Source organism: Enemella dayhoffiae, assembly GCF_002250625.1.
GTDB classification, from domain to species: domain Bacteria; phylum Actinomycetota; class Actinomycetes; order Propionibacteriales; family Propionibacteriaceae; genus Enemella; species Enemella dayhoffiae.
The window spans coordinates 175,748-198,008 of sequence record NZ_NMVQ01000023.1 but is presented as its reverse complement, the minus strand read 5'-3'; the positions used below and the strand labels follow the sequence as shown (position 1 = coordinate 198,008).

Annotated in this window: 23 protein-coding genes; 9 read left to right on the top strand and 14 right to left on the bottom strand. The window is 67.4% G+C overall.

The features are described 5' to 3' along the window. Positions 1-103 precede the first annotated feature (103 nt). The 3 genes from CGZ93_RS11865 to arsM are packed head-to-tail and all read right to left on the bottom strand — an operon-like array spanning position 104 to position 2,470. Complete coding sequence (locus CGZ93_RS11865) at positions 104-508, bottom strand: arsenate reductase ArsC (RefSeq protein WP_094364331.1); 405 nt, start codon at positions 506-508, stop codon at positions 104-106. Further along, on the bottom strand, positions 505-1,620 hold the full coding sequence (arsB, locus tag CGZ93_RS11860) for an ACR3 family arsenite efflux transporter (protein WP_094364330.1): 1,116 nt from the start codon (positions 1,618-1,620) through the stop codon (positions 505-507). Before arsB ends, CGZ93_RS11865 begins: the two co-directional genes overlap by 4 nt. Before the next feature lie 31 nt (positions 1,621-1,651). Next, positions 1,652-2,470, bottom strand: a complete 819-nt coding sequence (gene arsM / locus CGZ93_RS11855; protein ID WP_094364498.1) for an arsenite methyltransferase — start codon at positions 2,468-2,470, stop codon at positions 1,652-1,654. A 94-nt stretch (positions 2,471-2,564) separates the two neighbouring features. Between arsM and CGZ93_RS11850 the strand changes: the two genes are divergently transcribed. Further along, positions 2,565-2,948: an ArsR/SmtB family transcription factor gene (locus CGZ93_RS11850; RefSeq protein WP_094364329.1), complete on the top strand. Its 384-nt coding sequence runs from the start codon at positions 2,565-2,567 to the stop codon at positions 2,946-2,948. Between the two features lie 7 nt (positions 2,949-2,955). Here the strand turns inward: CGZ93_RS11850 and CGZ93_RS11845 are convergent, their stop codons facing one another. The 11 genes from CGZ93_RS11845 to CGZ93_RS11795 all read right to left on the bottom strand — a co-directional run bounded on the left by CGZ93_RS11845 (position 2,956) and on the right by CGZ93_RS11795 (position 13,681). Then, a complete protein-coding gene (locus CGZ93_RS11845) occupies positions 2,956-4,620 on the bottom strand; it encodes a hypothetical protein (protein ID WP_094364328.1) in 1,665 nt (554 codons plus the stop codon). Between the two features lie 9 nt (positions 4,621-4,629). Beyond that, positions 4,630-4,974 (bottom strand): helix-turn-helix domain-containing protein, encoded by a 345-nt coding sequence (locus CGZ93_RS11840; protein ID WP_094364327.1) that lies wholly within the window; start codon positions 4,972-4,974, stop codon positions 4,630-4,632. Beyond that, positions 4,971-6,041: a tyrosine-type recombinase/integrase gene (locus tag CGZ93_RS11835; protein ID WP_229117397.1), complete on the bottom strand. Its 1,071-nt coding sequence runs from the start codon at positions 6,039-6,041 to the stop codon at positions 4,971-4,973. Before CGZ93_RS11835 ends, CGZ93_RS11840 begins: the two co-directional genes overlap by 4 nt. Before the next feature lie 228 nt (positions 6,042-6,269). Beyond that, positions 6,270-7,877, bottom strand: coding sequence for a M23 family metallopeptidase (locus CGZ93_RS11830; RefSeq protein ID WP_094364325.1), 1,608 nt, complete (start codon positions 7,875-7,877; stop codon positions 6,270-6,272). 13 nt (positions 7,878-7,890) lie between these two features. Next, entirely contained in the window at positions 7,891-8,583 is a 693-nt protein-coding gene (locus CGZ93_RS11825) for a hypothetical protein (protein ID WP_094364324.1), read from the bottom strand. 35 nt (positions 8,584-8,618) lie between these two features. After that, positions 8,619-9,620 (bottom strand): ParB N-terminal domain-containing protein, encoded by a 1,002-nt coding sequence (locus CGZ93_RS11820; RefSeq protein WP_094364323.1) that lies wholly within the window; start codon positions 9,618-9,620, stop codon positions 8,619-8,621. Next, positions 9,617-10,507, bottom strand: coding sequence for a hypothetical protein (locus tag CGZ93_RS11815; protein ID WP_094364322.1), 891 nt, complete (start codon positions 10,505-10,507; stop codon positions 9,617-9,619). The genes CGZ93_RS11820 and CGZ93_RS11815 overlap by 4 nt, the downstream gene beginning before the upstream one ends. 93 nt (positions 10,508-10,600) lie before the next feature. Further along, positions 10,601-11,005 (bottom strand): hypothetical protein, encoded by a 405-nt coding sequence (locus CGZ93_RS11810; RefSeq protein ID WP_094364321.1) that lies wholly within the window; start codon positions 11,003-11,005, stop codon positions 10,601-10,603. Next, positions 11,002-11,637, bottom strand: coding sequence for a DUF2637 domain-containing protein (locus CGZ93_RS11805; protein ID WP_094364320.1), 636 nt, complete (start codon positions 11,635-11,637; stop codon positions 11,002-11,004). Before CGZ93_RS11805 ends, CGZ93_RS11810 begins: the two co-directional genes overlap by 4 nt. A gap of 32 nt (positions 11,638-11,669) precedes the next feature. Next, a complete protein-coding gene (locus tag CGZ93_RS11800; protein WP_094364319.1) occupies positions 11,670-12,602 on the bottom strand; it encodes a bifunctional DNA primase/polymerase in 933 nt (310 codons plus the stop codon). Beyond that, positions 12,602-13,681, bottom strand: coding sequence for an ImmA/IrrE family metallo-endopeptidase (locus CGZ93_RS11795; RefSeq protein WP_094364318.1), 1,080 nt, complete (start codon positions 13,679-13,681; stop codon positions 12,602-12,604). The genes CGZ93_RS11800 and CGZ93_RS11795 overlap by 1 nt, the downstream gene beginning before the upstream one ends. A 310-nt stretch (positions 13,682-13,991) precedes the next feature. Between CGZ93_RS11795 and CGZ93_RS11790 the strand changes: the two genes are divergently transcribed. The 8 genes from CGZ93_RS11790 to brxC all read left to right on the top strand — a co-directional run bounded on the left by CGZ93_RS11790 (position 13,992) and on the right by brxC (position 22,249). Then, complete coding sequence (locus CGZ93_RS11790; protein WP_094364317.1) at positions 13,992-14,423, top strand: hypothetical protein; 432 nt, start codon at positions 13,992-13,994, stop codon at positions 14,421-14,423. A 60-nt stretch (positions 14,424-14,483) separates the two neighbouring features. Further along, positions 14,484-14,948 (top strand): hypothetical protein, encoded by a 465-nt coding sequence (locus tag CGZ93_RS11785; protein WP_094364316.1) that lies wholly within the window; start codon positions 14,484-14,486, stop codon positions 14,946-14,948. Then, positions 14,945-15,955, top strand: a complete 1,011-nt coding sequence (locus CGZ93_RS11780; RefSeq protein ID WP_094364315.1) for an MAB_1171c family putative transporter — start codon at positions 14,945-14,947, stop codon at positions 15,953-15,955. The genes CGZ93_RS11785 and CGZ93_RS11780 overlap by 4 nt, the downstream gene beginning before the upstream one ends. 149 nt (positions 15,956-16,104) lie before the next feature. Next, complete coding sequence (locus CGZ93_RS11775; RefSeq protein WP_229117396.1) at positions 16,105-17,085, top strand: alpha/beta hydrolase; 981 nt, start codon at positions 16,105-16,107, stop codon at positions 17,083-17,085. A 130-nt stretch (positions 17,086-17,215) separates the two neighbouring features. After that, complete coding sequence (locus CGZ93_RS11770; protein WP_094364313.1) at positions 17,216-17,416, top strand: helix-turn-helix domain-containing protein; 201 nt, start codon at positions 17,216-17,218, stop codon at positions 17,414-17,416. Between the two features lie 89 nt (positions 17,417-17,505). Further along, positions 17,506-18,126: a DUF1819 family protein gene (locus tag CGZ93_RS11765; protein WP_094364312.1), complete on the top strand. Its 621-nt coding sequence runs from the start codon at positions 17,506-17,508 to the stop codon at positions 18,124-18,126. After that, entirely contained in the window at positions 18,123-18,722 is a 600-nt protein-coding gene (locus CGZ93_RS11760) for a DUF1788 domain-containing protein (RefSeq protein WP_094364311.1), read from the top strand. The genes CGZ93_RS11765 and CGZ93_RS11760 overlap by 4 nt, the downstream gene beginning before the upstream one ends. A gap of 5 nt (positions 18,723-18,727) precedes the next feature. After that, positions 18,728-22,249 carry a BREX system P-loop protein BrxC gene (gene brxC / locus CGZ93_RS11755; protein ID WP_094364310.1) on the top strand — a complete coding sequence of 1,174 codons (3,522 nt, stop codon included), beginning with the start codon at positions 18,728-18,730 and terminating at the stop codon, positions 22,247-22,249. Positions 22,250-22,261 lie beyond the last annotated feature (12 nt).

Here is a 22,261-nt window from a genome sequence, read left to right as displayed (position 1 = left end):
GTCCGATGATGGAGATGACGGAATAGCCCCGGCCAGGACTGGCCGGGGCTATGTGTGAAGAGGGAGAGGTCCATGCCCGGCAGGTGCGCCGGGCGGCCCAGGGTCAGGTCAGTTCAGCGACGAGGGCGCGGACGCGGTTCTCGATGTCGTCGCGGATCGTGCGCACGGCGTCGAGTCCTTGCCCGGCAGGATCGTCGAGCTGCCAGTCCTCGTAGCGCTTGCCGGGGAAGATCGGGCAGGTATCCCCGCACCCCATCGTGATCACCACATCCGAGGTCTTCACCGCGTCGGGGGTGAGCAGCTTCGGGCGTTCGGCGGTGATGTCGATCCCGACCTCGCGCATAGCTTCGACTACGGCGGGGTTGAGCTGGTCGGCGGGTTCGGAGCCGGCGGAACGGACCTCGATGCGACCCGCCGCCATGCGATTGAGGTAGGCGGCGGCCATCTGCGATCGTCCGGCGTTGTGGACGCAGACGAACAAGACCATCGGGAGCTGCGGGGTGGTCATGATGCCTCGGTTTCTGTCTGGTAGGGGTTGGTGTGGAACCAGCTTCTGGCGGTCCAGAGGGAGACGTAGACGAGGCCGACGAGGACGGGCACCTCGATCAGCGGGCCGACGACCCCGGCGAGGGCTTGGCCGCTGGTGGCGCCGAAGGTGCCGATGGCGACGGCGATGGCGAGCTCGAAGTTGTTGCCTGCCGCGGTGAACGCCAGCGTGGTCGAGCGGGCGTAGCCGAGGCCCAGTGCCTTGCCGAGCAGGAGGCCCGCGAACCACATGAGCGCGAAGTAGACCAGCAGCGGCAGAGCGATCCGGGCGACGTCGAGCGGGTTGGAGGTGATGGCGTCGCCTTGGAGGGCGAACAGCAGCACGATCGTGAACAGCAGCCCATACAGCGCCCACGGCCCGATCTTCGGGATGAAGCGCTCTTCGTACCAGGCCCGGCCGCGGCGTTTCTCGCCGATCCATCGGGTCGCGAACCCCGCGACCAGGGGCACGCCGAGGAAGACGAGGACGTTGAGGGCGATCTGCCCGACCGAGACGTCCAGGCCTTGGGTGTCGAGGCCGAGCCAGCCGGGGAGGATGGTGAGGTAGAACCAGCCGAGCACCGAGAACATCACGACTTGGAATACGGAGTTGATCGCGACCAGCACGGCGGTGGCTTCCCGGTCGCCGCATGCGAGGTCGTTCCAGATCACGACCATCGCGATGCAGCGGGCCAGGCCGACGATGATGAGGCCCGTGCGGTATTCGGGCAGGTCCGGTAGGAAGAGCCAGGCGAGGGCGAACATGACCGCCGGGCCGAGCAGCCAATTCAGCAGCAGAGACGAGACGAGGAGGCGCTTGTCTCCGGTGACGGCGGCGATCTTGTCGTAGCGGACTTTCGCCAGCACCGGGTACATCATCACCAGCAGTCCCAGGCCGATCGGCACCGAGATCCCGCCGACCTCCATCCGAGCAAGCAGGTCCGAGAGGGCGGGCACGAACCGGCCCAGGAGGAGACCCGCGATCATGGCCAGGCCGATCCAGGCCGGCAGCCACTTGTCCAACGTGGACAGGCGCTTCGCGGCCGGGGCCTGCGTCGGGGTCGCGATGCTGGTGATGTTCTGGGGTGCGGGCATCGTGCTGCTCAGTCTCCTCGTCAGCTCGGGATCAGTTGGCAGGCTTGGTGGCGCGGACGATCGCGGCGTGCATCCCGTCGGCGGCCTCGTGGGTGAACTCCACGCTCGCATCCGCGAAACCACCCTTGGCGAGCCCGTCGAGGTACTCGGTCTTGGAGAGGGCTCCGGCGATGCAGCCGACGTAGGAGCCGCGCTCGGCCCGCTGCTCGGGGGTGAGGCGGTCTTCGGCGACGACATCGGAGACCCCGATCCGCCCACCGGGGGTGAGGACGCGGAACATCTCGGCGAGCACCGCCGGCTTGTCGGTGGACAAGTTGATGACGCAGTTGGAGATCACCACATCCACCGACCCATCGGGCAGCGGCACGTCCTCGATGGTGCCCTTGAGGAACTCGACGTTCTCCGCCCCGGCTTCGGTCTTGTTCTTCTCGGCCAACGCGAGCATCTCGTCGGTCATGTCCACGCCGTAGGCGAACCCGGTCGGGCCGACCCTGCGGGCCGACAAGAGGACGTCGATGCCGCCGCCGGAGCCGAGGTCGAGCACCCGCTCACCCTCATGCAGCTCAGCGACCGCGGTCGGGTTGCCGCAGCCGAGGCTCGCCTCGATCGCTTCGAGGGGCAGGCCGGCGGCGGTCGCCTCGTCATAGAGGCCCGCGCCGAAGCTGCGCTCGGTCGGAGCACAACACGAACCCGAATCGGCCTCCTCCACGGCGGGCGTGCTGGTGCAGCACGAGCCCGCGGGGGTCTCCTCAGCCAGCAAGTCGGCGTTGCGGGTGCCGCGGGTCACGGCGGTCGCGGCCTGCGCGTAGCGGGCGCGGACCTGCTCGCGCAGCTCGGTGTTCTCACTCATGGCGCGCTCCATTCGGTCGGGTGGACTCGTCATCTACGTATTGATGTTCGTCGATGCATCGACAGTTGTCAATGCGTGGCGTAGGATCAGGGCCATGACGACTTCGCTGCCACTGATCGCCGCCGATGCGGGTGGGTGCTGTGCTCCGGTCACGGGCGGGGTGCTCGCGGTCGAGGATGCCCAGCGGTTGGCGCGGATGTTCAAGGCGCTCGGTGACCCGACCCGGGTCCGGTTGTTGTCGATGATCGCGGCGCAGTCCGGCGGGGAGGCGTGCGTGTGCGACCTGACCGAACCGGTCGGGCTCTCCCAGCCCACGGTCTCGCATCACATGAAGCAGCTCGTCGACGCCGGCCTGGTCACCCGCGAGCAGCGCGGCAAGTGGGCCTATTACGAAATCGTGCCCGAGATCCTGTCCATGCTCAGCAGCGCCCTCGACCCGCAGGCCCTGACCGACGGTGGCCCTGCCTCGTCGTGCTGAGACGGGTTCAGCGCGGCAGGGTCGCGTAACGGTTCCAGGAGGCTCCGGCGAGACCGGCCCAGCGGGTCGCGGTGCCGATGCTGACGCCGATCAGTGAGGCGAACACCGCCGGTGGTGTGGTCGAGGCCAGATGCAGCAGGGCGGTGTTCCGGCTTGCTCTGGAAGTCACCCCGAGCTGGTGCATCCGGCGTAGGAGCGAGGCGGGATGCAAGTGGGTGCCGGCGTTCTTGCCGGTGAACAGCCACCGGGAATCAGCCAGCCTGCTCGCCGCCCCGAATGGCTTGGCGACCGGCAAGGCGGTCACCAGCGCATCCAGCGGCGGGATGAGCAACACCGGCTCGGAGCCCAGACGCAGGTAGGTTTCACCATCGCGGACCTCGATGTCACTGGTGATCAGGGCGGTGATCTTCGCGACCGGCTGGGCGTAGAGCAGGATCAGACAGGCTGCGGCACGGTCTTCGATGCTGGCGCTACCGGGCTCGTGTAGCAGCCGGCGAACCAGGGCGAGCTGTTCTTCGGGGTCGACGTCGTGGGCCGGGTCTTTCGCCGGAACCGGCTCAGGGAGCCAGACGTGCCGGAGGTAGCCGCCTCGTTTGAGCCAGCGGACGAACCCGAGGCGGCGGCTCCGGTCGGTGGTAATCCAGGCGTCAAGGTGGTCTTGCGGACAGTCATCGAGGTCGTAGCCGCTGGAGCTGAGATGGTCGAGGAACGCGCGGGCAGTGTCGATGTCGCCCCGGCAGCGGGCGGCCGCGTTCGGCGCGATCCGGTCGTGCCGGTCGGTCTTGGCGCGGCCGACGACGTGCCAGCGGGCGTAGCGGGTGAGCACGCCGCGCATCTCGGGATCGCTCACCTCGGCGACGACGTCTGCGGCGTATCGGTGCAGTCGGGCGGCGTTCTCATCACGAGGCGGCAGGGTGCCCGCGGCGACGAGCATCGCGCGCAGATAGGTCACCGAGAACATCTGTGGCCGCGCATCGAGCGCGTCGTGACTGAGGTCGACCTGGCCGCGGGCGATCGAGGTCAGCAGACGCAAGGATGCCAGATCGTGCCAGTTGGTCAGCAGCGATCGGGGTCGTTCGAGCTCGGTGAGGGCGTCGCGGACGGGTTTCAGTTCTGGCCGGATCACCCCGTCCGGGCCGGTGAGAGCGGCGTCGATCTGCTGGGCTGCTTGGCAAGCGAAACAGCGTGGTCGGCCGTGATTCGTCGTGCGTCGCCCGAGAGCCTGCTGCCCGCAGATAGAGCAGTCGATCACGGGCGCTTGGTAGCAGGTCGGGCAGACGTCCGGGCTGGTCGCGGTGGCTTTCAAGGCGACTCGTTTGAGCCTGCCGCAGACGCCGCAGACCCGGCACGGGTTCCGATAGCAGCGACCGCAGAGGTTCGCCGCGCCGGGTCGCTTCCCGCCAGCTCTGGTCGCCAGCGGGCCGATCATGCCGCACTCGTCGCAGGCATCCTCAGGGTGATGGTCGCGGGCATAGCAGGTCACGCAGACCGCGCCGCCGTCGTCGGTGCGGGCGTTGACCCTGCGCTGGCGTCCGCATCCGGTGCAGGTCTCGATCGGTGACCGGTGAGCGCGGCAGGCGCGGCACTCACCCCGATCCAGCGTGTGGTTCCAGCGCAGAGACTTCAGCCGGCCGCAGCGAAAGCAGATGCCCTGGACGATCGTGTTCGCCACCGGCGCCGGTCATTCGTCCGCAGGGGTGATGACCGCTCGGGTCGGGCGGTTCTTGCTCCCGCCCGTCGGCGGTTTGACCGCACCCGCGGTGCCGGTCTTGCGGCCCCGCCGCGACGCCGACTCGACGTAGGGCTCGATCAGGTCGGCCGGTGTGCAGCCGAATATGTCGCAGAGCGCGGCGAGGAACTGCATGTTCAGCCGCTCGGGTTGGCCGACCACGATCCGGTAGACCTGGGTGGAGGTCATCACCACGCCCCGGTCGGCCAGCAGCGGCACCAGATCGGTCGTGACCTGCATGCCGTGTTCGTTCATCACCTTGCGTAGGTGCCAGTGATAGGCGACGGTCTTCGTCATCGTGATCCTCCCTCGATCGCTGTCGGTGGGGTGAACGCGCCGTCGAGAGCGCGGCGCAGGGTGCGGTTGCGGTAGTCACCGGAGACCCCGGTGTAGAGGGCGGTGGTCGAGCCCCAGCGGTGCCCGACCTGCTGCTGGACGAACAACGGGTCGTAGCCGTCCTCGATCAGATGCGTCACATACGAGTGCCGCAAGCAGTGCGGGTGCAGCAACGGGTCCAGGCCGAGATCATCGCGCCACTCGGCGAACCGGTCGTCGATGTGCTTGAGCCGGATGCGCCCTTGTCGCTCGGTCGGCCACAGGATCGTCTTGTCGGCAAGGTCGAACCGAGGCCGAACCTCGCTCACGTACTCCTCGATCACCGGCCGGGTCCACCCGAACACGGCCAGCACCGCCCGGCGGCGCGGCTGCGAGCCGCGCATCGCTTTGCCCCAGCGGACGTTGCAGACCCCGAACCGGCCGAACTCCCAGCCCTGCGGGTTGCGGGTGAAGTCCGGCAGATCGAGCATCGCTGCCTCGCGCCGACGCAACCCGAACGCATAGATCATCTTGAACAGCGTGGCGTCGCGGAACAGCGTCAGCCATCCCTTGCGCTTGGAGGAGCGGGCCTGATCCACCAGGTCATCGGCGTAGTCGAAGAACATCTGCAGCTCATCCCGCGAGAGCGGTCGCACGTCCGGCCGTGCCTCGTGGTCGCTGGTATGGATGACCGTGTTCCACTCGTGGCAGACCTGCACCGGATGCGTGTCGAACAGATCGACGCAGCGATCGACCCAGCCGTAGCGGTGATCGACCAGGTAGTCGCAGAACAGCGCCACGGAGTTCTGATAGGCCCGCACCGTCGACACAGACAGCGGCCGCGGTCCGGAGACGAGCGAGGTTGTCCATTCCTCCACGTCAGCCGGTGACCACTCCCACGGCGGGGCGTTGCAGAAGTCCGCGAACCGGCGTACCCGCGAGGCCCTGGTCTTGATGGTTTGCACCGCGAGCATCCGCGAGGTCTGCTGTGCCGACCAGCCCGCCACCATCTCATCGAAGAACTGCTCCGCCGGCCGCAAAAGCGACACGTTGCCAGACGACAAGACCCCCGTGCCGGGTACCTGATCGTCTGAGAACACCATGCCACGACCTTACATTAAATGTAAGAATCATGCATCAGATGTAAGATGAGTAGCGAAACCCCTGGTCAGGCGGCGGTGACGCTGCTAGGTTGGAGACGGCTTTGGTTCCGCGGAACAGCGTGATTCCGGCTTACATCTAAGGTACGAATCTTACATTAGATGTAACTTCGGACCTTACACCTTGACTGTGACGTGGAGGTGGTCGTAGTGGCCTCCGGTGATGGAGGCGGGGTCGTGCATACCGCCGCCGTTGTAGGGTCGCCAGCCCTCGGTGTCGCGGGTGACGGACCAGATTTGACCTTGCCAGATCAGGTACTCGACGCCGAGCACGTCGGCGTTGTCCTTCATCCAGTTGGTGACCTTCCAGCCGGCGTCGAGCTGTGCCGGGGTGGGTCGCTGGCCGATGCGGTTGCCGAAGGTGATGTCGCACGCCCTGCCGAGGGGATGCTCTGACTTGGTGCCGGGGCGCGGTGAGTAGCAGCCCCAGCCGGTGTCGGGGAACGTGGCGAGTGTCTGCTGGTAGAGGTGCAGCATGCGGGCGGTGATCGTGCCCGAGCTGGTGGGATCGTCGACGAGCCGGTCGGGGTCTCCATCGACGCCGGTCGGCGTGCCCGCAGTGGCGTTGTTACAGGCGGCGGGTGATCCGCTGGTCGCCGTCGGCAGGTTCGCGGCCCCGTGCTCGTTGAGCCAGGCGGCGGCGTCGATGGCCTCACCGTTCGTGCCGCCTGGCCGGACCTCGAAGTGCAGATGTGCGCCGGTGCTCATGCCGGAAGAGCCGACATCGCCGATGTGCTGTCCGGCGCTCACACGGTCTCCGCGGCGGACGTGGATGCCGCTCTGCCACATGTGCGCGTACGCGGTCGCGACGGTCTTGCCGCCGATGGTGTGCTCGATGACGATGAGACCGCCGTACCCGCCCGAGAACTCCGCGACGGTGACAACGCCGGCCGCGGCCGCGAGGATCGGCGTGCCGTCGGCCGCGGCGAAGTCGGTGCCGGTGTGCAGCTTCCGTTCGCCCGTGATCGGGTGGACGCGCATCCCGAACGGCGAGGTCAGCACCCAGGTGCCCTCGGGCAGCGGGAACACCACCCGCGACGACGAGACGGCCGGGCCACCCACGCCACCAGCGGTACTGACACCGTTGGTGAGGGCGGCGAGGATGCTGTCGGCGACGGGCGCGTAGTTGCGGTAGCGGTCGGGGTAGGCGGAGACTTCGACGGCTTGGGCGGCTTCGCCGGGGTCCATCTGTTGCCAGCCGGGGATGTCGAGCAGGCCGCGCGGTGAGGGGTAGTTCGGTCCGGTCGGTCCACCGAAGAACGCCCGCGCTTGGTACTGCGGGTCCATCAACTCTGCGACCGAGCCCCAGCCCGATTGTGGGCGCATCTGGAACAGGCCGAGGGAGTCGTGGTCGCCGCCGTTGCCGTCGTGCGGATAGTTGGCCGACTCCGGGTAGGCGCCGGTGTTGGTGAGCATCCGTAGCGTGGACTCGGTGAGCGCGGCCATCAGCGCGATCTTGATGCCCGGCTTGCCTACGTCGGTGATGCTGTTGCCGACGGAGATGATCATGGCCGCGTGCGTGAGCTGCTGACGATTCAGCGTGAAGGTCTCGCCGTTCGCAGTGCTGACGGTGAGCGAGTCCGGGATCGGGCCAAGGTTCACCGTCCCGGTAGGGGTGGCGCAGTAGGCGGCAGCGGGGTTCATCAGCGCCCCGATCCCGAGGAGTGCTGCGGTGGGGGCGAAGAAGAGCAGGGCCAGGGCTGCGATGGCGGCTTTGCGGAACATGACGCCAACCCCTTCAGCGCAGCGGGTTGTCGAGTTGCGAGAGCCGCAGCAGATGGCAGGTCGGGTAGGTCGGGGCGCAGACGACGAACACGGTGAACGCGACCGGATGCTCGCTGGTGACCGGCTGGCCGTTCCAGACCCCGGCACGGTGGCGGGTGCCCTCGATCGTGACGGCGGTCGTTCCTGCTGCGAGCTGTCCTGGCTGGGCCTGCGCGACGGCGTCGGCCCAGGCGTCGGGGATGTACGCGGTGTCGATGGTGAGGTGCTGGCGGGTGGCGTACTGCCGCAGCTCGATCCAGGCGTCGCGGGTCGGCAGGTACGCGGCCACGTCGGAGGCCAGCCCGGCTTGCTCGTCTCCGCTGGGGTCACCGACTGCGAGGATCGCCGAGGTGTAGTCCAGCGGCCACAGCCCCGAAGCCGTGTCCCACGCGAACAGCGTGGATGCGACGCCCCGGGCGAAGGTCTCGGGACTGGCCGAACGCGGGACCGTTGGAACCTGCGGTGGTCGCGGCGTGCTCGGTGCCGCGGTGGGCGGTGCCGTGGTGACTGGGCCGGGCTCCGGGTCGCGATCGGTGCTGGTGCTGTTGCGGGGGCCGGTGAGGAGTCCGTAGACGCCGACACCGGCCAGGAGCAGCAGGACGATGCCGGCGGCGATGAGGGCGACGAGTCGGCGGCGGGTCCGGGTTTCAGTGGGTGGAGGGCTCATGCCGAGCAGGTGCGCACCCCGCACCTTGGCTGTGGTCAGAGCGCGCGGAGTCGTGGCCGCTCCGTCGCGCCTTCGCGGGCGGCCCGGAGTGCGTCGGCGAACCGGACGGTGCCGTCGGTGGTGGCGAGGAAGTTCTCGAACTGCTCGTCGGTCAGCTCGGCTGCGAGGGTGTCGGCGTCGTAGTGGGTCCACCAGTTGGTCAGCTCGCCCCAGGTCTGGATGAACGCGCGCAGCGGATAGCGGACGGGTTGCCCGTCGCCGCTGACGAGAGGCAGTGGTCGCGGTGGGGTGCGCTTGCCTTTCTTGATCGACTTGGCGCGGGCCACGGCGGCTTCGGCGCGGGCGTGCAGCTCGGCCTCGCGCCGCTCTCGCTCGGTGGTGTCGGCGTCGCGGATCGCTTGATAGATCGGATGCACCGGGTCACCGGCCTCGATCCGCTCCAGCCCGGCGGCGGCTTCGGCGCGCAACGTCTCGGGCTGGGTGAGGTTGTTGGCGACGTCTTCGAGGTAGCCGATCTTCTCCAACGTCGTGTGCGACGCACCGCCGGGAATCATCGCCGCCGCCTGCTCCCGGGTCTTCCCAAGCGGCCCGTTCGACGGTGGTGCAAAGTTTGCACCACCGTCGTTTCCGGGCTGGTTCTCGCTGCTGAACTGCGTGGCGGACTTCCGGCGGGCGGCGTCCTCGGCCATGACTTGCTTGATCTCGCGGTAAAGTCCGGCGGCTTCGAGCTGGGTGTAGGGCTTGTGGAGCATGTTGTCGTCCTGCTCGGCGAGGAGCTTCCCGAGTCGGTCGGACAGGCCACTGCGAACCCACACGTTGACGGTGCGCCAGCCAAGCTTCTTGATCGCGGCCAGGCGCCGTGCCCCGCACACGAGCACGCCGTCGATGGTGATCGTGAGCGGTTGCAGCAGTCCGTCGCGGTCGATGGATGCCGCGAGGGCGTCAATGTCGCCGAGGTCGGCGCGGTGCCGGGTGCCGACGAGGATCGAATCGACGGTGCGGTCGAGCTGGATGCTGCCGATCTGTGGCTCGGTCACGACGACTCACCGCCTCCGCTCTTCGGGGCGGCAAGTGCGAGCGCGAGGATCAGGTCGTCGTCGCGGAGCAGCAGGTCGAGCGTTTCGCCGAGCAGGAGCCGGAGCAGGATGCCGCGGCCACTGCTGGTGGCCACGTAGGCGGGGTGCGGGTTCCCAAGCAGTGCTTTCAGCAGCGCGGCCCAGGAGCGACGCGGCAGGTCGAGCAGTGCCCGCGCATGTCGATCGCGGCGCAACGTCTCGTAGGCGGACTGGCGGGTGCCGGCCTTCATCAACGCCCCGCAGACGTGCTCGACGGCGGCCCGCGCGGTATCGGTTGGCCAGTCGAGCAGGCACAGCATCACGATGGCGTCCTCGGCCGCCGACCCAGCGGACATGCACGCCTGCGCCGACCCGAGACTGTCGCGCGGCTCCGGTTCGAAGTCACTGGGACGAAGGTCGGTGGTGTGGAACGCGGGATGGTATTCGGCCAGCGCGGTGTCGCGTTCGGAGAACCGTTCGGGGTCGTGCAACGCCGAGACGTGCGCGCGGCGGGCCTGGTGCACCGAGCACAGCAGACCTTGGGCGCGTTCCTCGTAGACGCAGGTGATCCGCACGGCGTGGGTGATGATCGCCCACGGATCGTTGGCCTCGCGGGTCGAGCGGTACTGCATCGCGTCGAACGCCGCCGTGACCGCTTCCCAGGTGTCGAGCTTGTGCTTCCTCGCGAGAGCGCGGTACTTGTCGGCGGCGAACTCCATCAGGTCGCGGGCTACCGGGTCGTGAACCCAGGCATCCTCGCCGCCCTCGGCGAGGCGATTGAGCAGGGCGCGCAGGCCCTCGCCGGTGGTGAAGTCCTCAGCCCCGAAGGCCGTCGCCTGCTCGCTGCTGGTGCGGGTTGGTGTGGTCATGATTTCGGCACCTCCTGGCAGGCAGGTGCGCACTCGCTCCCACGAGCGCGTCCTGCATGCCGATGCCGTCGCAGCCATCAACTCTCACCACCGTCAACTCAGCGAGACCCCAGAGCGGGACACCTGCGACACCGGTGCGGTGCTGCGCCCGAACGCCGAGATCGGCGGCAACCGCCGGGCGCGATCCCCGAGACGACGAACTCCGGCACCGATCGGGGTGCGGCTGCGGCGTGCCAGCTCGGCCTGGAAGTCGAGACCACGGCCGGCTGCGTGCGCCGAGTGGCGGGCGATCAGGTCGGTGGGGCGGACCCACTCCACGCCGCGTCCGCGAACGATCGCGTGCTGCTTGTCGTCGCGAGCGACCTGCGCGGCCCGCACTGCCTCCGGCGTGCCCGTCGCCTCGACGGGCTCGGGGCGTTCCCTCGGCTCATCGGGCACCAGCCGTGCTGGATCGGGTCTCGCGGGATCGATGTGCTTCGGGTTGTCGGTGGTGTTCATGGGGTCGTCCCCTCCCGCTCGTCGGTGGTGTCAGTGAGGTGCGCGACGGCGAACCAGCGGCCCACGGTCGAGGGATGCACCCCGAGTTCGCGGGCGATCCGCTTGTTCGACCAGCCCACCTCGCGCAGCTCCCACCCCAGCGCCCGCCGATCCGCCACACCATCGTCGCGACGAACCGGTTCCGCCTCGCCGGGCGGCAGCTCTGGGACGGACGCCGCAGTGTCCGTCGGGAATGAGGCAGCGGCAGGTGCCGTGTCGGGTCCGCTGGTGCGGGTGAGGATCACGGTCAGATGAGTGATGGCCAGCAGCACGACGGGCGGCACCGCGGCGACCGAGGCCGCGAGCATCCTGGGCACATCGGCGTCTGCTGCCACGACGGCATGAATGGCGTTCGCCGTCACCGACACGAGCGCGCCGCCGACCAGCAGCGCCCACGGGTACCAGGCCGAGCGCTGCCCGGCGAGGGCGACGACGGCGACTGTCGCGACGACGATGATGCCGTCCACGATCAGCGGCCACGCCCACGCCTGCCCCGCCCCGATCCCGGAGCGTGCAGCCAGATCGGCCAGCGACGTGAACGACAGCCAGAACGCCCCGACGGCGATGAACACCGTCCCCGCGACCGCCGTCATGGCGGCCCAACGCCGCCCGTCCGATTCACGCATCACAGCCCGGCCCTCCCCACGGCTGCGGACGGTGGGCCCGCCGAGCGACCGAACCAGCGACCCGCGCTCTGGCTCCGGCCGCCTGACGTGGCCCCGGATGCGGGCTGGGTGGCTCGGTAGGCCGAGCGGACGGTCGTGGTGACCTCACGATCGCCCAGACCCGCCGACTGTGCGGCAGCACCCAGGGCATCGAGCGCTTCGGTGGGCGAGACGCCGTTCTCGGCGAGGCGGCAGGCCGCCCAGAACAGGCCCCGGTTCCGCTCGCCCTCGCCCCGCCCGGCGACCCATGTAGCCAACCGCTCAGAATCCACATCCATCGAGCCGCTGCTGGCGCGTGGCGGGGCGACGGGGCGCGGGTCGAGGAAGTCCCGCAGCCGGACCGCGTCCACCGTGCCGACCGAGTGCGCGGCGATATCGGCGACCTCGTAACGCCTCACATTGCCGTCGACGATTCGCCGGGAAGGAGGAGCGATGATGTAGCCGCCGTCACCCCGGAAATCGACACCCGCCCTGGCGGCCTGCCACGACCGCTGCTCCTTGCCCGTGGTCGCCGGGAAGTACACATGCGCGCCACCGGTGGGCGTGCGCACCAGCAGACCCGCTCCATCGACGAGCCCCGCTTCGGTGGCGCGCTTGAACGCCACGCGGCCATCGTGGGGGCCGTGGACATCGACATCGACGACCACCACGCCCGATGGAGCGCCGGTCGGGATGCCGATGTTCGCCTTCGGTGTGCGCGACCACCAGGCCGCAACCTGCTCCGGGTCGCTGCTCGCGTCGAGGAACCCACGGCGGGTCAGCGGACGCTTCCCCTCGACGACGCACGGGAACACGGGCACGCCAGCCGCCGCGAGGGTGCCCGCCGCCAGCATCAGGCTTGGTGAGCGATCCACACGGATGAGCGCCGCAAGGACATCGAATGCTTCGGGCATCACAGCCCCCGCCCTGCCAGCTCGGGCACCGGCGCACCACGCGGACGATCCGTCTCCACCGCACTCAAAGCCGCGCGGGAGGTGCGCGGACTGGGGGTGTCGCGTTCGAGGCCCGGCGGGGTGCCGTCGCCGACTTGGAGCGTGTCGAGCTGGTCGAGGATCGCCAGCGCGGCCTTCCGCACCCGCTCGCCGGTGGCCTGCACCACCTGGACGGGCCCTTGGCCGTCCACACGGGCGGCCCAAGTCGAGACGTACGGGATCGTGTACCCGGCGGTGTCCATGCCGTGCGCGACACTGATCATCAGCGCGACGGACTCGGCTTCGACCTCGCGGATGCCGCGATGCTGCCGCGCCTCCTCGTCGTCGGGATCGTGCATCACAACGTGGGCCAGCTCGTGCGCGAGCGTCTTGACCTGCGCGGCAGGGTCCATGTTCTCCCGCACCGCGACCGTGCGGGCCTCGTAGTCCGTGAGGCCGTTCGCGCCGGAGATCATCCCCTCGTGCGGCACCCGCAGCACCTCGAACCCCGCCCGGCGAATCTGCCCGGCCAACCCATCCCACAACCCCGAAGGTGCTTCGCCTTCCAGCAGCGTTGGAGTCGGCGGCACCGGCAGCGGCTCGCCGTCGGTCTGGGAGGCATCCCACACGTACGCTGGTCTTGCGCCGACCATCCGCGAGCGCACCACCTCGCCGGCCTTCGGCTTCTCCCTCGGCCCGAGCCGCCGCCACGATCCCGCATCGGCAGGGGTCGCGGTAGCGAACCGGCCCATCACCGGGGCGAAGATCATGTAACCCGGCTGACCCTTCATCACCTGCCGCCCCAGCCCCTGCCACTGCCGGTACCCGGCAACCAGAGTCGGGAAGGGCTCCGGCACGCGGCCTACCTCGAAGGCGGCCTCGTGCTGCACCCAGATCAGCATCGTGTTGTTGAACGACCGCGACCGGAACCGTGCCGCGAAGGCCAGCGCCTGCCGCCAGTCGTCACCCGAGATCAGCGACTCGACCGCGCCAGTCAGCTTCTCGTGGAGCTCATCGAGCTTCGCTTCCCTTGCCGCGCGGGCGTCCTCGTTCGATGCCATGCTCCGGCCTCCTCTTCGGCGGGCCACGCCAAGATTGCGCGCGGCGGTATACCTGGCAGGTAGGCGCGAACACCCGCGCCCAGACCGTGAGCTGGACATCGATCACCTCCTTGAGGCAGCCCAAGCCGAGACCGGCACGCGACATTGAGCATGCTCAAAATGCCCCGGAGTCCTGTTCTAACATCGACCGTTGAGCATGCGCAACCCTTGATTTGTGCATGCTCAACGAGTACGGTTGAGCATGCACAACCACCCATTGGGTGGAGTGCATCGATGCCTTGCCCGTCGAGAAGGGAAGGGGGTCACCGTCATGACCGAAGACGAGAGCCAGGCTGCGGCCGAAGACCTCGCCAAGCGTCTGCGTCTCCTGATGGACGTCGCCGTCGCCGAGTCCGGTACTGAGCCGACCTACGCGCAGATCGCCGGCTACCTCCACGAACGAGGCACCAACCTGTCGCGGTCGCGCTGGACGTACATGGTCAACGGCCACCGCTATGTCCAAGACCCCGCCGTCTTCGAGGGGCTGGCCGCGTTCTTCGACGTGGACGCCGCGTTCCTGCTCGGCGAGGACGGTGCCGCTACCCCCGAGAAGGTCTCCGCGCAGCTCGATCTGGTTCGGTCCATGCGTGCCGCGAAGGTGAAGTCCTACGCAGCGCGCACTCTCGGCGACATCTCGCCGAAAGCACTCAATGCCATCACCAAGTTCCTGGACGAGGAAATGACACATATGCCCGAGCACTGACCGGTACCGCGCGACACGGAGCCGCCACCGGTCCTGCTCCCCACAGACAAGGGGCGAACCGTGAATATCGAACAGACCGTATCGGCGGCCGTCGCGGGCCTTCAGCTCGGCAACACCTTCACCCTCGACGACCTCCGCCACACCGTCCAAGACCGGCGGCACCGGCGGCTCCGCATCGTCGAACTCGCAGACCTCGACGCCCACGACGGCCTCTGCGCGGCCTTGATCTCCACCGACGCCGAAGACTTCGTGCTCCACGCCCGCAGCGACTCCGCGCTGCACCGTCAGCAGTTCGTGCTCCACGAGCTTGCCCACATGATCCTCGGGCACTGCGACGGCGACGACTGCGCCGTCGAGGAAGTCTTGCTGCCCAACATCCCGCCGTACACCCGTGCCCGCCTGCTCAGTCGGCAAGACCTCGACAGCGAAACCGAGATCGCCGCCGAGTCCCTCGCGGACCGGCTCGCCGCAGGCATCCGAGGGGCGGTGTTCGCCGAATCGGCCTACTCGGAGGTCTTCGGATGATCCAGACGCTCGTCGCGGCGCTCATGTGGGCGCTCGTGGCGAGCCTGCTCATCTTCCGCCGCAAACGCACCGACCGAAGCGTCACCTACGCCGCACTCACCATCGCCATCGCGATGACGCTGAACGTCGATGGCATCTACTCGGTCGTCGATCCGCTCCTCGGCGGCACGAACATCGCGACGCTGATCGCGGACGCCCTGCTGATGACCGGGCTCTTCTTCCTCGGGCGCGGCGTCATGAAGTCCGGCGAGTACCGGCCCAGGCTCGTCCGCGCCGCCGTCAGCGCACCCGTCCTGCTCATCGCACTGCTCGCGATCACCTCATCGTTCCTGTCCATCGACCGCGGCACCACCACGACACGATTCATGAGCGACCTCGGCGCGCAGCCAGCAGCCGCGGTCTACTCGATCATCAACTTCAGCTACGGAACACTCGTCATCGCGACGATGCTCGTCCTCGCCGCACGGCAGTACCGGCACAGCAGCGGCACCCAGCACCTGCCGGCTGCACTGTTGAGCCTGGGATCGGCCTTCGGCGTCGCGCTCTGCCTCGCCGTGATCGTGATGGACATCGCCCATGCCACCGGCCACCTCGGCCTCATGCACGCCATCCAGGCCGCCTACGACCCGCTCTCCGTCCTCACTTTCGTGTTCCTCTGCGCCGGGTTCGCGGTCCAGCCCGCCGTCCGCCGCGCCCAGCACCACGCCAGACTGCGGCACACCATCGCCTTCACAGCGCAGCTGGAACCGCTCTGGCACCGGGCCACGCTCGCGCGGCCTGGGCTCAGCCAGGCCGACCCTCTCGCGGCCAGCAGCGAAGACCCCGAAGGGCACCTCCACCGGGTGATCGTCGAAATCCGCGATGCGATGATCGACCCCCGCATCACCTTCGACATCAACGCCGCCGAGCGCGATCTGCTCGAACGCGCCGAGAGCCACCTCGTCGGAAGCGACAGCGCTATCGCGGTGGCCTTGCCCGTTCCGCGCGCTGAGGAGCGTAGATCATGATCGGGCGCATCGTTCTCGGCAGCGGGATCGCAGCGGCGGCGGCTGCTGGGCTCGGATGGGCCATCGCGAGACGGCTCACCGCCCCCGTCGGCCCACGCACCTTCGACCTCACCATCCGAGGAGTCGAGTACGACGACGACGGCCTGATCGTGCTCGACCGCACCGAGCAGACCACAGCGCCTGGCATCTACAACCTCTGGTTCGAGCACGGCGGCTGGGCGCAGCTCTGGGCCGAGATCGTTGATCGCGGACCCGACCGCGTCGCCCGCAGGATCACAGATACTGCGCCCGGCCGTACACCGAAGGCCGGTGACCGCGCTTCGTGGAGCGGCATCTACTACGCCACGCCAGCCGACGCCGGAATCCGCGCCCGCGACATCACCATTCCGGCCCCAGCAGGACCATGCCCGACCTGGCGCATCGACGGCGAGTCTTCGACCTGGGCGATTCATATCCACGGCCTCGGCAGCACCCGCGCCGGCACCCTCCGCGGCGTCCTCGCCGCAACCGAACTCGGCTACAACTCCCTGGTCGTCAGCTACCGCAACACCGCAGAAGGGCCACGAGTCGGTACCGTCCGATCAACACTCGGCGACGCCGAGACGCCGGACGTTGACGAAGCCATCGGATACGCCGTCCGACGCGGAGCCCAACGAATCGTGATCTTCGGCTGGTCAATGGGTGCCGCGATCGCACTCCAACTCGCCGACCACCCGCGGCACCAGGGACTGATCGCCGCGCTCGTCCTTGACTCACCAGTCCTCAACTGGGCCGAAGTCGTCAAGACGAACTGCGCCCGCAGCGGACTGCCCGCAGCAGCCGGGCACCTCGCGATCCCGTGGCTCACCCTCGCCCCACTGGCACGCACTGTCGGCCTGCCGGGCCGCATCCCGCTCCGCTCCTTCGACTGGACATCCCGAGCCGCAGACCTCGCTACGCCGACCCTGATCCTCCACGGCAGCCGAGACGACTCCGTGCCGATCCGGCTCTCGCAAGCACTCCGAGAAGCACGCCCGGACCTCGTCGAGCTGGAGACCTTCGACGCCGGCCACACCCTCTGCTGGAACACCGACCCCGACCGGTGGCAGCGGACAGCGACCACCTGGCTCAATGCCTGTGTCTCGGACTGATCGGCCGAGTGGGCCCCGGTTCAGCACCCGTCTCGTTCGGCCACGCCCGGAGAAACCCAACTCAAGCCGTACCTCCGCCGGTATCATCGTGAGTGTTGGCCTGCCTGGGCCAGAGCGAGGGAGGACCAACGTGGCTGAGCCGTGGCTGTCCGCAGACGAAATCGCCGCCCACCTCGGGGTCACCAAAGACACCGTCTACACCTGGATCGCCGAGAGGGCCATGCCCGCCCACAAGGTCGGACGCCTCTGGAAGTTCCAAGCCAGCGAGATCGACGACTGGGTGCGACGAGGTGGCGCAGCCGCCGACTCCGAACCCTCCCCGCCAGGGTGAGCGCTTCGCTCGCTCCGAGCCGCCGCTGACACCTTGTCGGTGGCACCCCATATCCTGATCCACTGCCCAAAACCGGAAGGAGGCACCAGATGAGCATCACGTCTCAGGGACAGGACCGATACGCCCTGTCCTTCACCAGTGGTGCCCTCCTGACTCGGGAGGCCGTGATCGCCGCGCCGCTCTTCCTGGAAGTTCGTGACTGGGGTCTGGTTCGAGACCGGCTCCGTTCAGAGAACTTGCTCCAGGCGCGAACCGCCTCGTCCGGATTCCGGTTGGTGCGCGAGGTCGCGCAGCGCTTGGCGGTGCTCACGGACCCGGAGCTGGAGTTGCTGCGAGACGCTAGCCCCAGCGAACGCGGTCACCTGATGTGGGTCGCGGCGTGCCGTCGCTACGCGCTCATCGGCGACTTCGCGGAAGAGGTCGTGCGCGAGCGCTTCCTCCTGCTCACTCCCACCTTGGGATACGACGACTTCGACAGTTTCGTTCGTGGGAAGGCGCTGTGGCACCCCGAGCTCGTAGAGGTGAAGGACTCGACGTTGCAGAAGCTCCGGTCGACCGTGTTCCGCATGCTGACCGAGGCTGGACTGCTTGCAGGCAGCGAGATCGTCAACGCGGCCCTGTCAGAGCGTGTCCGGGACGCACTCGACGCTCAGCTACCAAGTGACCTCCGCTACCTCCCGGCCCGCGACATCAAGGAGGTCTCGTTGTGACGCCCCATGAACTTTCGCGCCAGGAGGAGCATCTGTTCGCGGTGCTCAGTGGCGAGCGCTTCCTGAAGATGGAGGGCTTGTCCAACGAGGTCCCGTTCTTCATCTACCCCTACGAGCCGGAGCACGCGCTTGATGTGGCGAAGGCCAAGAAGCGGGTCAAGAACCGCCTGGCCGGCAAGGGCATCGAGGTACGCGAGATCAACCTCTACGACCTGTCCGTCGACGTCCTCAAGCAGCGCGGCGACTGGGATGAAGTGCTTGAGGTCGAGCCCGAATTGGACAAGGCCGAGTTCACGGAGATGCTGCAGTCGATGCTCAACCCGCAGCAGCACCTGGCTCCCGCGATCCGAGAGCGGCTCGCAGACGGCGAGTTCGACATCGTGTTCCTGACCGGGATCGGCGAGGTCTTCCCCTACATCCGGTCTCACAACGTGCTCAACAACTTGCAGAGCGTTGTGGTGGGCCGGCCGATGCTCATGTTCTTCCCCGGCCGCTACGAGCAGTCCGACACGCTCGGCTCATCGCTGGTGCTGTTCGGCAGGTTGAAGGACGACCAGTACTACCGCGCCAAGAACATTCTGGAACAGGAACCGTGACAGTTATGCAGCTCACCGAGATTTTCGCCAAGGACGTCCAGCGGCCCATCGAGGGCGTCATCAAGGCCGACGACGTTGCGCACCTGGGCACCGAGGTCGACGAGTATGTCCTGACCAACGAGGCCGCCAAGGGGCTGGAGTTGCTGCTTGAGGCGTACACGGATTACACCAACGCGAACGGCGTATGGATTTCGGGCTTCTTCGGCTCCGGCAAATCGCACCTCTTGAAGATGCTCGCGCACCTCCTCGGCGACGTGGAGGGCGACGACTTCCCTCGCGAGCGTGTCTCGGAGAACTTCCGCGCCAAGGCGACGGATGCGTTCTTGCCGCCGCTGCTCCACAAAGCTGACCGCATCCCGGCGAAGAGCCTCCTGTTCAACATCGACCAGAAGGCGACCCTGATCAGCAAGGATCAGACCGACGCCCTACTACGCGTGTTCGTGAAGGTATTCGACGAGTCCCGCGGGTACTACGGCGACCAGGGTCACATCGCGCGGTTCGAGCGGCAACTCGACGACGAGGGCCAGCTCGACGCGTTCAAAGACGCCTTCCTTGAGGTGTCGGGCCGGGACTGGGTGGAGCGCCGGCCGAGCTTCGGGCTCCCCACCGTGCGACGCCAGGTCAACGAGGCATACGCACAGATCACCGGGTTGGACGCGACGACCGCGCCCGACATCCTGAAGACCTATCAGGACACCTACTCGGTGTCGATCGAGGACTTCGCCGACGAGGTGCGCGCTTGGCTGAACAAGCAGCCTGCCGGCTACCGGCTGAACTTCTTCGTCGATGAGGTCGGGCAGTTCATCGGTTCCAACACTCATCTGATGCTGAACCTTCAGACGATCGCTGAGTCGTTGAACACGAAGTGCGGCGGGCGGGCTTGGGTGTTCGTGACCTCGCAGGAGGATATGGACAAGGTGGTCGGCGACCGCACCAAGCAGCAAGGCAATGACTTCTCGAAGATTCAGGCGCGGTTCAAGACCCGTGTGAAGCTCACTTCCGCCGATGTGGAAGAGGTCATCCGCAAGCGCCTGCTGGAGAAGAACGACAAGGGCACGCAGGTGCTCGAAGCGGTCTATGCGCAGGAGTCAGCGAACTTCAAGACCCTGTTCGACTTCGTTGATGGCGCGAAGACCTACCGAAACTTCACTGACGAGGCCCACTTCGTCGGCACCTACCCGTTCGTCAGCTATCAGTTCCCGCTGTTCCAGGCCGCGATCGAGGGCATCTCCGACCACAACGTGTTCGAGGGCCGCAACAGCTCCGTCGGAGAACGCTCCATGCTCGGCGTCGTCCAGCAAGTCGCCAAGGACATCGGCGACGTCGAGATCGGGTCGCTGGCAACCTTCGACGCCATGTTCGCCGGCATCCGCGCGTCGTTGAAGTCCGCAGCACAGCGCTCGATCGACCGCGCCGAACGTGACCTCCCCGACAGCGGCTCACCGGTCACCAAGCTCGCGGTGCGGATACTCAAGGCGCTCTTCCTGGTCAAGTACGTCGAGAGCTTCCAGGCCACCCCGCGCAACCTGACCGTGCTGGTCTACGACCGGTTCGGGCGCGATCTGCCAGCGCTGTCCAAGCAGGTCCAGGAAGCGCTGACGCTGCTGGAGACGCAGACCTACGTGCAGCGTAACGGCAACGTCTACGAGTACCTGACCAACGAAGAGCAGGTGATCGAGGAAGAGATCAAGAACGTCGAGATCGACTCCTCCGAGGTCTCTACCCGGCTGAACAAGATTCTGTCCGGCGATGTCGTCAAGACCTCCAAGCTCCGCTACGCCAAGAACGGGCAGGACTTCCCCTTCGGGTACAAGCTCGACGACCAGGCATTCGGCCAGCAACGCGAACTCTCCCTGCACTTCATTACTCCCGAGTACCCCTACGGTCCGGAAGAGATTCGGATGCACTCGGCAGGCAAGGACGAGCTCCGTGTCATCCTCGCGCCTGATGACCGGGTGCTGGCCGACCTACGGCTGCTCATCAAGACCGAAAAGTACACCAAACGCAAGCAGACCAGCTCGCTGTCACCGGTCGAGGAGCAGATTCTGCGCGTCAAGGCGACTCAGAACGCGCAGCGGGAGAAGGAACTTGTCGAACGCATCCGACGGGCCGTGGGACGAGCCGACCTCGTGATCAATGCCGCCGACCTCACCGTGGCGTCGCAGGATGCGGTAACGCGAATCACCGACGGATTCCAAGACCTCATTGCCCGGACCTATACCCAACTGAGCCTCCTTGACGGGCGCACGTACTCCGAGCAGCAGGTTGCCGGGTTCGCGAACCCCGACCAGTCCGGAATGATCGACGACGCCTCGATCCATGCGCTCGCAGCGCCGGCAGACGAGATGCTGTCCTACCTGCTGCAGCGCGACCGACTCGGCGAGCAGGTCACGGTCAAGAAGATCGTCGAGCACTTCCAGGCCAAGCCCTACGGCTGGGACCTGGCCTCCATCGAGTGCGTCATAGCCTGGCTCGTCGGCACCTCGAAGATCACCCTCACTGTCGACTCGAACATCCTCAAGCGCAGCGAAGTCGCTTCCGCACTGCGCAACACGCAGAAGCACTCCCACGCCGTCGTCGCTCCGCAGAAGACCTTCGACCAGCGCAAGATTGCGGCACTGCGCGCGTTCTGCACGGACTTCTTCGACGAACCTGCCGTGCCGAAAGACCCGCTCGAACTTGCCCGGCACACCAGCGAACGCCTTCGGGCAAAGTGCGAGGAACTCAAGGCGCGAGTCAGCGGTTCGAAATACCCATTCGTGACTCAGCTCGATGCGCCGATCGCTCTACTGGAGTCCGTCGTTGGCAAGCCCGACGACTGGTACCTCACCGACTTCGCGATCGCCGACGATCTGCTCGATGCGAAGAGCGACCTCATCGACCCGATCCAGGCATTCCTCGGCGGTGCCCAGCGCAAGATTTACGACGAGGCAACCCAACTGCTCGCAAGCAACGCGAGCAACCTGAACTACCTGCCCTCCGGCAGCAGCCAGGAAGTGGCGCAGCTTCTCGCCGACCCGCAGGCCTTCCGCGGCAACCGGATGACCAAGCTCAAGGCCGCCTCCGTCGACCTCCAAGGCCGCATCGACGAGGCGCTCGCGGCAAACCGCGACGGAGCACTCCTGGAGATCGACTCCCGATGGGCACCGCTCCAGACCAGCACGCTCTACCTGGAAGCGACCGACGAAGCGCAGCACGGCGTGGCCCAGAAGGTCAGGTCCATCCTGGACAGGATCGGCGGAGAAAGCCAGATCGCTGTTGTCCGCGAGATCGCAAACACCTTCGAGGAGCGCACCTACCCCGCCATCCTCGACGAACTTGCCGCCTCTCCCCGGACCACCGACACGGACGGCGGCGATGAGCCCGCCCCGGCACCGGCCAAGAAGCAGACTGTCTCGGTCAAGAGCATCAACGCTCAAGGAGTCCACGGCGTCCTGGAGACCGAGGAAGACGTCGATCGCTACCTAGACGCGCTGCGCACGGCCTTGATCCGGGCCCTCAACGACGACAAGCGCATCGCGCTGTAGGAGACAACACGC